Source organism: Nocardia sp. NPDC003345, assembly GCF_053589395.1.
On the sequence record NZ_JBSFRU010000254.1, the window covers coordinates 1 to 9,672 of the forward strand.

Sequence of the window (9,672 nt, forward strand, 5' to 3'; positions counted from 1 at the left end):
GGCGACGATCAACGCCACCGCCGCACCCACCGGGAACAGGGCCGCGGGTCCGGGGAACTGGCGGGCACCGTCGAAGAGCACACCGCAGACCAGCACCGCGGTCAGCCCCGCGGCCGCCAGCAGCCCCAGCACGGCCCGCGAGACCCATCCGGCACCGATCCGCACCCAGGGCAGCACCGCCGCCAGCAGGGCGCCCACGAGCAACTCCCAGGCCCGGGCGGCGCTGTCGTAATAGGTCCATTCCTGCGACACGGTCATCCAGACGGCCGCGTAGGTGAACGACACCGCGCCCAGCAGCAGCGCCAGTACCGCCACCGCGGGCCGCACCGCGGCGGGACCGCCGGCCCGGCGGCACACCCACGCCACGACGGCCAGCAGAACCGCGATGGCGAGATAGAACTGTCCCTGTACGGCCATCGACCACAGATGCTGCAGCGGGCTCACCGAGGGGTCCGCGGCCAGATAACTCTCGGCCGCCTGGGCCAGGTACCAGTTCTGGTAGTAGAAGGCCGACGCCATGGTCTGACCGGACATGTTCGCCCAGGTCGAGTACGGGCGGGTCGCCACGGTGACCACCGCCACCACCGCGAGTACGACCATCAGGGCGGGCAGCAGGCGGCGCCCGGTCCGCACGGCGGTCTGCCGCAGGTTCACCCGGCCGTCCCGCTCGGCCTGCCGGATCAGCATGCCGGTGAAGAAGAACCCCGAGAGCACCAGGAAGATATCGACCCCGCCGGACACCTTGCCGAACCAGACGTGAAAGGCGACGACCAGGGCGATCGCGATGCCGCGGAGTCCGTCGAGATCGAGCCGGTAATCCGCCGGGCGGGCTGCGGCTTCCGGCCGATTCCCGGAGGTATCGGCCACGCCGCGGTCCTTTGTTCGCAACACCCCGCTACTCCGACCTGTCGAATTCCCCGGCCGGCCCCGGACGGGGCGAGGAACAGCGGCGGAGTCGAGCCTCGGACATAGCATGCATCCCTATCACAACGTGTTCTCTGCGGCGAATTCTCCGGGTGGCACCGGGGAGATCCGCCACCGCGGCGTGGTATGCCGCGGCATCCGGGGAGTACCCAACTGTGTGGGCAATTTCCCCTGTCTTATCCAGGCCATACGAGTTGACAATCGAGGCGCCCCTCACAACAGTGGTAGCCGCGCGTTCTCCTGTCGGACGCAAGTTCCACTCCCCAGCAGACATAGAGGATTTCATGAACGTACGCCAGCTCTATGTCAGCGCCGCCGCCGCGGGGCTGACTCTTCTGGCCGCTCCCGCCGCCGCGAGCGCCGCTCCCTTCGCGATTCCGCTGCCGTCCCTGGCCGGCACCGGTTCCTCGGCGGCCGACGCCGTGCTGGGCGCCACCGGTTCCGCGCAGCTGGCGCAGACCGGTTCCGCGGGCGGGGCCTTCAAGAACTGTGACGAGGCGCGCGCCGCGGGTCGGGCGCCGATCTTCCGTGGTGAGCCCGGTTTCGGTCCGCATCTGGATCCGGACGGCGACGGGTTCGCTTGCCCCACCGTCTGATCGAACTCCACTGCGCACGAACACCCGGTGACAGAGCTTCTGTCACCGGGTGTTTTCGTATGCGCTCGCGCCGGATCCCGAACGGCCTCAGCGCAGGATCTTGAACAGCACCGCGCCCGCGAGCAGGGCGCCCACCCCGATCAGGGTGTACTTCACCTTCGGCTCGTTCACCTTGGCCAGCGCCAGCGCCTTGGTGTCCGAGGCGATCCGCTGCGGATCGGCCCGGACCGCGATCTCGTCCAGCGTGCCGGCCAAACGCTCCCGCGCGGCCAAGATCTCCTGCTCGATCCGCTCGGTATCCTTTGCCACCTTCAAGCCTCCTGTACCTGGTCTGCCGCGTCCTCCGGCGGCCGATGAACACCCCTGAATCACGGCTCTCGCCGGATCGCGCCAGGGTTCGCGCTCGAGTGTATCCGCGGCCACCGCCGCCGCCACTTCCCTCGGACCCCGCGCCGACCGGGGCGGTTCGGCTACGGTGCCAGGGTGACCGACAACCAGCGACTCTCCCCCGGCGATCCGGCACCCGGTTTCACCCTTCCCGATGCCGACGGCAACGAGGTATCCCTCGCCGACTACCGCGGCCGCAAGGTCGTCGTGTACTTCTATCCGGCGGCGAGCACTCCGGGCTGTACCAAGCAGGCCTGCGATTTCCGCGACAACCTCGGTGAGCTGAATACCGCCGGGCTGGATGTGATCGGCATCTCCCCCGACAAACCCGCCAAACTCGCCAAGTTCCGCGATGCCGAGAAGCTGAACTTCCCGCTGCTGTCGGACCCCGACCGCGCGGTGCTCACGGCGTGGGGCGCGTTCGGCGAGAAGACCATGTACGGCAAGAAGGTCACCGGCGTGATCCGGTCCACCTTCCTGGTGGACGCCGAGGGCAAGATCGAGGTGGCGCAGTACAACGTCCGCGCCACCGGGCATGTCGCCAAGCTGCGCCGCGATCTCTCGGTGTGATCGCCACGCCCGGGCCGGATACGACCGCCGGTCACCCGCGCCCGGGCCGGACGCTCACTCGCAGGACTCGATGAACCGCTCGTAACCGTCCAGCAGCAGGGCCAGGCCGTTGTCGAAGAACAGGTCGGCCCACCCCTGCTCGTCCTGCTCGAAGGCCTGGGCGTGCACGGCGGCGGCGAGCGCGGGGAACCGCTCGGGGTCCAGCACTCGTTCGAGGATCCCCCAGTCGCCCTCGGACTCCTCGTTCTCCGGTTCGATCTCCGCGGTCATCCGGGCCCGGCCGATGATGTAGAGCGACAGATTCATCACCAATTGCAGCTTCATCGCTTCGGGCAGCCGGGTCTGCCCGAGTATGGCCAGACCGGCATTCAGCCACGCCAGATTGTTGGGCCCCAGCGGTGGGGTGCTCATCGGCACGCTCATCCAGCCGGAGTGCCGGGAGATCATCTGATACTCCGCCTTGGCCCACTGCTCGAGCGCCGGCCGCCACGGCGTGCCCGGCGGGATCTCCGGCGGTTGTCCGATGACCCGGTCCAGCGCGAGTTCCACCAGAGTCGATTTGCTGTCGACGTACCGGTAGAGCGACATCGCGGTGAAGCCGAGCCGCTCGGCGACCTTGGTCATCGACAGCGAGTCGAACCCGATCTCATCGGCGAGTTCGATGGTCACGTCCACAATTTGCTCCAGGCTCATGCCACGCCGCGGCCCTCGGGTGCCCTCGGGTGCCAGACCCCACATCAGCTCGACGGATTTCGGCAACGGCGGTTGCGCCGCGTCCGCTGGCCGGGGGCCGGATTCCACCGGGTCGCCGGTCTTCGCGGGTCGCGACCGCTCGTCCGCGTCCGGACCGCTCCCGGCTGAGCTCGGCATCGATATCGCTTCCTTCCATTCGGATACCGGCGGCGGCGGCCGGTGCGGACACCACCGCCGCGAGGCCGCCGCCCGGTGCCCTCCTTTCCTACCCCACCTCACCGCCGGTCTCTTGCGCCCCGCTCCAAACTGTGTACGCTCTAATCAGAATATATGCCATATACAGTTTATGAGGCATACGGTTTCTGGAACGGAGTCCACCATGACCGCCCCACCCGCCATCTCCCTCGCCGGGATCGGTAAATCCTTCGCCGACCACCGCGTACTCACCGGGATCGACCTCGATATCGAGCGCGGTTCGGTCTTCTCCCTGCTCGGACCGAACGGCGCCGGGAAAACCACGATGGTCCGCATCCTCGCCACCCTGACCACCCCCGATGCCGGCACGGCCCGGGTCGCCGGCCACGACGTACTCCGCGCTCCCGACCGTGTGCGCGCCGCCATCGGCGTCACCGGCCAGTACGCGGCGCTGGACAAGGTCCTCACCGGCCGCGAGAACCTGATGCTGGTGGGCCGCCTCCTGCATCTGGACCGCTCGGAGGTGCGGAGCCGGACGACCGAACTCCTGGAACGGTTCGATCTGGCCGAGGCCGCGGCCCGGCCCGCGTCGACCTACTCCGGCGGTATGCGGCGGCGCCTGGACCTGGCCATGAGCCTGATGGGACGACCCGAGGTGGTTTTCCTGGACGAACCCACCACCGGACTCGATCCGCGCAGCCGGCGCGAACTCTGGTCTGTCATCAGGGAACTGGTGGACGACGGCGTCACCGTCTTCCTCACGACCCAGTATCTGGAGGAGGCCGACCAGCTCGCCGATCGGATCGCGGTCCTCAACGACGGCCTGATCGTCGCGGACGGCAGCCCCGCCGAACTGAAACAGCTGACCCCCGGCGGGCATATCCTCTTCCGCTTCGCCGACGCCGCCGGGCTGGCGGCCGCCGCCCGGCTGACCGGGCGGGCCGAAACCGATCCGGACGCCCTGACGCTGCAGGTTCCGTCCGACGGCAGCGTCTCCCATCTCAAACATCTGCTCGACGAATTCGCCGGCCTCGATATCACGGTCGCGCAGTTGAGCGTGCACACCCCCGATCTCGACGATGTGTTCTTCGCGCTCACCGGCCGCCCCGCCGAACCGGTCGCGGCGGCCTCGTGACCCGCTCGCACCCACTCCCCGCTCAGAGAAAGCCACCCTCGTGACCACACTCGCCCACACCGTCCAGGACGCGGCCACCATGACCGGCCGCAATCTCCGCCATACCCTGCGCAGTCCCGACGGCGTCATCAGCACTCTCGCCCTGCCGATCATGATCCTGGTCATGTTCGTCTATGTCTTCGGCGGCGCCATGGACGTCGGCGGACCGTTCGTGGACTACGTCGTCCCCGGAATCATCCTGCTGTGCGCCAGTTTCGGCGCCGCGACCACCGCGGTCGGCGTCTCGGTGGATATCACCGAGGGCATCGTGGACCGGTTCCGCACGCTGGCCATCGGCCGGTCCGCGTTCCTGACCGGGCATATCGCCGAGAGCCTGCTGCGCAATATGGCGGCCACCACCGTCGTGATCGGGGTCGCGCTGGTGATCGGCTTCCGCCCGACCGCCGACCCGTTGCGCTGGCTGGCCGCCGCCGCGGTCCTGGCGCTGGTGATCGTCGCACTGTCCTGGGTGTCCGCATGTTTCGGACTTCTCGCCAGTAGCCCCGAGGCCGCCAACGGATTCACCATCGTCGCGATGTTCCTGCCCTACGTCAGCAGCGCGTTCGTCCCGCCGGAAACCATGCCTTCCTGGCTGCGCGGGTTCGCCGAGCATCAGCCCGTGACCCCGGTCATCGAAACCATGCGCGGACTGCTGGTGGGCACACCGATCGGCAACAGTGCCGTCCTCGCGCTGGCATGGTGGGGCGGGATCGCGGTGGTGGGATATATCGCCGCGCTGATCCTGTTCCAGCGGCGCACCCGGGACTGACCGGGCCACCCGCCGATCCGGCGCCGCGGCAGCCTCCACGATGCTGTCACCCGGCCCGGATCGGCGGAATCGGGGTGGTGAGACATGACAGACTCGCCGTCACAGTCGCACACTCTGCACCACGGAGTTCGCGCTACCGCTAGCCTGGGACAGGTGAACGTACGCACAGAGGCCAGGGCGAAACGGCGTCCGGACCCTGCGCTGGAACTCCAGGACGATCCGCAAGAGCTGATGCCGCGGCGGCGTCCGACCCAGGAACGCAGTAAGCGGAAGTTCGACGCGCTGTTGCAGGCGTCGCGGGAGCTGCTGGTAGAGGTGGGTTTCGAATCGTTCACCTGTGAAGAGGTCGCCGCCCGGGCCGAGGTGCCGATCGGCACCCTCTACCAGTTCTTCGCCAACAAATATGTGATCGTCTGCGAGTTGAACCGCCAGGATCTGGTGGCGGTGTCCCAGGAACTCGCGGACTTCCACGGTGAGATCCCGTCACTGGACTGGCTCCGGCATATGAACCAGTTCGTCGACCATCTGGCCAATCTCTGGATGACCGACCCCTCCCGCCGCGAGGTGTGGCTGGCCATGCAGTCCACGCCGTCCACCCGGGCCACCGGCGCCATCCACGAGAAGGAGTTCGCCGAGGTCGTCTCCCAGATGCTGCGCCCGCTCACGCCGCGCACACCGCGGGCCCGGCGCACCATGATGGCCGAGGTGCTGGTGCACGTGGTCTATTCGATGATGAATTTCTCGGTGCAGGACGAACAGAGCCACGCCGACGCCGTCGCCGAACTGAAACGCCTCATGGTGGCCTATCTCCTGGTCGCCGAGAAGGAATCGCGGACGGGCGGCCAGCGCTAGCAGTGAGAGCGGAAGGGCCCGCAGCGCGACGCTGCGGGCCCTTCCTCGTCTATCCGTCAGTTCTCCGGTGACCGGCCCTCGATCAGGTCGGCCAGCTCGCCCGGATCCTCCAGCACCACCATCGCCGCCGCGGTGTCACCGTCGTGGGTGAGCGACAGATGCACCCGCACCCGGGGCAGGAACTCCGCGGCCAGGCCGTGCAATTTGATGCTCGGCCTGCCCCAGGCGTCGTTGACCACCTCGATCAGCGGATACGGGTTGTCCCCGATCTGCGGGCGGCGGGCGAACCGCGACGACGCCCAGGCCTTGAGCACCGCCTCCTTCGCCGCCCACCGCGCCGCGTAACTACGTGCCGGATCGGTGGCCTTGCTCTGGCAGTAGCGCCGCTCACCGGCGGTGAAACTTTCCCGGAGCATGGTGGTTCCGGCACGGTCGAGCTGTTCGGCGAACTCGGAGATGGTCACCAGGTCCAAGCCGATTCCGATGATGGTCACAGTGGCGCAGCCTACGGTGTGGCGGCCACGCCGGCATCGGAACCGCCACCGGCGAACTGCCCGGTCTCGCAACCGGCTCCACCGACCTGGTACACCCCGTCGACGCCGAGCCGGGCCTGCTCCGAGAGCAGCACACCGGCCTCGAGACCACGCACCTGCGCCGCCGGCGTGCCCTCGCCGCCGAGGCGCCGATCGGCCGGACGCTCGTAGAGCGCCGCGCCGCCGCACATGGCCTCGACGATGCGCTGGCGCCCCGCGAGCTGACGTTCCTGTGCCCGGCGCTGGTACTCGTCCCGCCGGGCCGGTTCGATCGCCTGCACGAACGCCTCCGGGTGGACCACTGCCAGCAGACCCGACACATGCCCGAACCCGAGCGAGGTCACCAGGCCCGCCTTGAGCGGGAACCGGTCACCGAAGCGCAGCGCCTCCCGCAGCCACACCAGATGCGGGTAGTCGCGCATCTTCTCGTCCACACAGTCCAGGCTCCGGTTCGGCGGCACCACACCGTTTTCCAGCACCTGGCACAGGCCGATCAGCTGGAAGGCGGCGGCGCCACCCTTGGCGTGCCCGGTGAGGCTCTTCTGGGACACCACGAACAGCGGGGCGCCCTCGGACCGGCCGACGGCGGCGGCCAGCCGCTCATGCAGTTCGGACTCGTTGGGATCGTTGGCCGCGGTGGAGGTGTCGTGCTTGGACACCACCGCGATATCGTCCGGTCCCACACCGAGTTTGCGCAGTTCCGCGGCGAACCGGGATTCGCGGCCGCCCCTGCCCGCCCCCAGCGCGCCGAGCCCGGGCGCCGGGATGGAGGTGTGCACGCCGTCGGCGAAGGACTGGGCGTAGGCGACCACGCCGAGCACCGGCAGACCCAGTTCCAGCGCCACGTCACCACGGGCCAGCAGCACGGTGCCACCACCCTGCGATTCCACGAACCCGCCGCGGCGACGATCGTTGGCGCGGGAGAAGTAGCGGTCGCTGATGCCCTTGGCGCTCATGGCCGCCGAATCCGCGGTGGCCGACATATCACCGAAGCCGACGATGCCCTCGATACCGAGATCGTCGAAACCACCGGCCACGACCACCTCGGCCTTACCGAGCTTGATCTTGTCGACGCCTTCTTCGACCGAGACCGCCGCGGTGGCGCAGGCCGCCACCGGATGCACCATGGCGCCGTAGCTGCCCACATAGGACTGCACCACATGCGCCAGGGCGACGTTGGGCAGCGCCTCCTGCAGGATGTCGTTGGGCCGCGATTCGCCGAGCAGGTTGTCGACGTAGAGCGAGCGCATCGACGACATACCGCCCATACCGGTGCCCTGGGTGTTGGCGACCAGGCTCGGATGCACCCAGCTCATCAGCTCGGTGGGGCTGAACCCGGAACCGACGAACGCGTCGACCGTGCAGGCGATGTTCCACAGCGCCACCCGGTCGATCGAGGACGCCATATCCGCGGAGATACCCCAGACGGTGGGATCCCAGCCGGTCGGGATCTGACCGCCCACGGTGCGCGAGAGGTTCGCGCGGCGGGGCACCCGGATCTCGGTGCCGGCCTTACGGGTCACCGTCCAGTCGCCGGAGTCGGCGACCGGAGTGATCACCGTGTGCTCGGGATCGGCCGCGTGGAAGGCCCGTGCCTCGGCTTCGCCGCCGACCGTGAACGACAGATCCTCGTCGAGGAAGACCGAGGTCATCAGCGGGCTGCTGTTGTCGATCATGGCGCCGTCGTCGGCGTAGCGGCGGATACCGCAGCGCTCGACCACGGCGTCGTGGTAGCGCTCGGCCAGTTCGTGTTCCGGGACGAGGTCGCCGGATTCGCTGTCGTACCAGCCGGGTTTGGGATCGTTCTCCCAGGTCACCATGCCGGTGGTCCAGGCGAGCTCCAGGACGCCGGCCGCCGACAGTTCGTCGGAGACCTCCATCTCGAAGCGGGTGCGCGCCGAACCGTACGGTCCGAGTTCACCGGCGCCGACGATGACGACCATATCGGCGAGATCGGCGGTCACCGGACCCCATTCGGGTACCGGCAGCGCCGAGGTCAGCGTCGGCGGCGCGGGCAGTGCCGCGATCCGGGTCGCCGGCTGCGCGTCGGCTTCCTCGGCGGCCGCTGCCTCCGCGGCCTCCTGCGCCTGCTTCGCCAGCTCCGGCAGATCCAGGTTCGCACCGGCCAGCCCACCGGTCAGATCGACCTGCTGCGGGCCGGAGGCGGTCACCGTGCGCGCCTGCAGGGTCGCCCATTTCAGCAGCTCGTCGGCGATCTCGGCGGTGGACCAGGTCTGCACCCCGGCCTTTTCGACGGCCTCGACCATGACGTCGTTGTGGCCCATCAGACCGGTGCCGCGCACCCAGCCGATGAGCGCGTGCACCAGGGTGACCCGGTTCGACCACGACTTCTCGGCCCGCCATTTCGCGACCACGGCATCGAGTGCGGCCTTGGCCTCACCGTAGGCGCCGTCACCGCCGAAGAGCCCGCGGTTGGGCGAACCCGGCAGCACCACATGCAGTTTCGCGTCCACATCGTGGTCGGCGCCGAGTTTGGACAGACCGCCGATCAGCCGTTCCACCGACCACAGCAGCACCCGCATCTCCATTTCGGCGCGCGCGCCGGCATCGGAGAGGTCACCGGCCACCCGCGGCGCCGCGAACGGCAGCAGCAGGGTGGGAGTGAGCGCGTCCTTGGTCTTGATCTTGGCACCGCCCGCGTTGTCCACCTGTTCGGTACCGACCCACTCGATCAGCGCGTCGATATCGGTGTAGGAGGCCATATTCGCCGGTACCACCCACAGCGCCGCGCCCTGGCGGGCGTGGTCGCGGTAGAGGTCGCGGTAGAAGCCGAGCCGGTAGTCGTCCAGGCGCGAAGTCGTGACGACCACGGTCGCGCCACCGGCGAGCAGCCGGCCGGTCACGGCCGCGGCGATGGAACCCTTGCTCGCGCCGGTGACGATGGCGATATCGGAGGACCACTCCCCCACCTGCTCGGTGTCCCGGGCCGCCGCCGCGATCCGCTCGTAGTGCCCGGCC

Annotated in this window: 10 protein-coding genes; 5 read left to right on the plus strand and 5 right to left on the minus strand. The window is 68.8% G+C overall.

What is annotated here, in order from left to right; genetic code table 11:
- A partial coding sequence (locus ACWDU1_RS23610) for an acyltransferase family protein (protein ID WP_450001603.1) occupies positions 1–867 on the minus strand: 867 nt, incomplete at its 3' end.
- Positions 868–1,208: 341 nt separating this feature from the next.
- Here ACWDU1_RS23610 and ACWDU1_RS23615 point away from each other — a divergent pair.
- The gene (locus ACWDU1_RS23615) at positions 1,209–1,520 is read left to right on the plus strand and encodes an excalibur calcium-binding domain-containing protein (RefSeq protein WP_450001605.1); all 312 of its coding nucleotides are present in this window, start codon (positions 1,209–1,211) and stop codon (positions 1,518–1,520) included.
- 87 nt (positions 1,521–1,607) lie between these two features.
- On the opposite strand, the gene ACWDU1_RS23620 is transcribed toward ACWDU1_RS23615, so the two are convergent.
- Positions 1,608–1,829 (minus strand): DUF3618 domain-containing protein, encoded by a 222-nt coding sequence (locus ACWDU1_RS23620; RefSeq protein ID WP_450001607.1) that lies wholly within the window; start codon positions 1,827–1,829, stop codon positions 1,608–1,610.
- 174 nt (positions 1,830–2,003) lie between these two features.
- On the opposite strand from ACWDU1_RS23620, the gene bcp reads away from it, so the two are divergent.
- Positions 2,004–2,477 carry a thioredoxin-dependent thiol peroxidase gene (gene bcp / locus ACWDU1_RS23625; RefSeq protein WP_450001608.1) on the plus strand — a complete coding sequence of 158 codons (474 nt, stop codon included), beginning with the start codon at positions 2,004–2,006 and terminating at the stop codon, positions 2,475–2,477.
- Between the two features lie 54 nt (positions 2,478–2,531).
- On the opposite strand, the gene ACWDU1_RS23630 is transcribed toward bcp, so the two are convergent.
- Positions 2,532–3,347 carry a TetR/AcrR family transcriptional regulator gene (locus ACWDU1_RS23630; RefSeq protein WP_450001610.1) on the minus strand — a complete coding sequence of 272 codons (816 nt, stop codon included), beginning with the start codon at positions 3,345–3,347 and terminating at the stop codon, positions 2,532–2,534.
- A gap of 202 nt (positions 3,348–3,549) precedes the next feature.
- Between ACWDU1_RS23630 and ACWDU1_RS23635 the strand changes: the two genes are divergently transcribed.
- The 3 genes from ACWDU1_RS23635 to ACWDU1_RS23645 all read left to right on the plus strand — a co-directional run bounded on the left by ACWDU1_RS23635 (position 3,550) and on the right by ACWDU1_RS23645 (position 6,160).
- Positions 3,550–4,500 (plus strand): ATP-binding cassette domain-containing protein, encoded by a 951-nt coding sequence (locus ACWDU1_RS23635; RefSeq protein WP_450001611.1) that lies wholly within the window; start codon positions 3,550–3,552, stop codon positions 4,498–4,500.
- Between the two features lie 79 nt (positions 4,501–4,579).
- Positions 4,580–5,308 (plus strand): ABC transporter permease, encoded by a 729-nt coding sequence (locus tag ACWDU1_RS23640; RefSeq protein ID WP_450001616.1) that lies wholly within the window; start codon positions 4,580–4,582, stop codon positions 5,306–5,308.
- A gap of 231 nt (positions 5,309–5,539) precedes the next feature.
- A complete protein-coding gene (locus ACWDU1_RS23645; RefSeq protein WP_450001618.1) occupies positions 5,540–6,160 on the plus strand; it encodes a TetR family transcriptional regulator in 621 nt (206 codons plus the stop codon).
- A gap of 56 nt (positions 6,161–6,216) precedes the next feature.
- Here ACWDU1_RS23645 and acpS read toward each other — a convergent pair whose 3' ends face one another.
- The gene (gene acpS / locus ACWDU1_RS23650; RefSeq protein ID WP_357422647.1) at positions 6,217–6,654 is read right to left on the minus strand and encodes a holo-ACP synthase AcpS; all 438 of its coding nucleotides are present in this window, start codon (positions 6,652–6,654) and stop codon (positions 6,217–6,219) included.
- A gap of 11 nt (positions 6,655–6,665) precedes the next feature.
- A partial coding sequence (locus ACWDU1_RS23655; protein WP_450001614.1) for a beta-ketoacyl synthase N-terminal-like domain-containing protein occupies positions 6,666–9,672 on the minus strand: 3,007 nt, incomplete at its 5' end.

Bases quoted from the DNA above. Each gene is read 5' to 3' on its own strand.
- ACWDU1_RS23615 (WP_450001605.1), top strand. From the start codon at position 1,209: ATGAACGTACGCCAGCTCTATGTCAGCGCCGCCGCCGCGGGGCTGACT.
- ACWDU1_RS23630 (WP_450001610.1), bottom strand. From the start codon at position 3,347: ATGCCGAGCTCAGCCGGGAGCGGTCCGGACGCGGACGAGCGGTCGCGA.
- ACWDU1_RS23635 (WP_450001611.1), top strand. From the start codon at position 3,550: ATGACCGCCCCACCCGCCATCTCCCTCGCCGGGATCGGTAAATCCTTC.
- ACWDU1_RS23640 (WP_450001616.1), top strand. From the start codon at position 4,580: ATGACCGGCCGCAATCTCCGCCATACCCTGCGCAGTCCCGACGGCGTC.
- ACWDU1_RS23645 (WP_450001618.1), top strand. From the start codon at position 5,540: ATGCCGCGGCGGCGTCCGACCCAGGAACGCAGTAAGCGGAAGTTCGAC.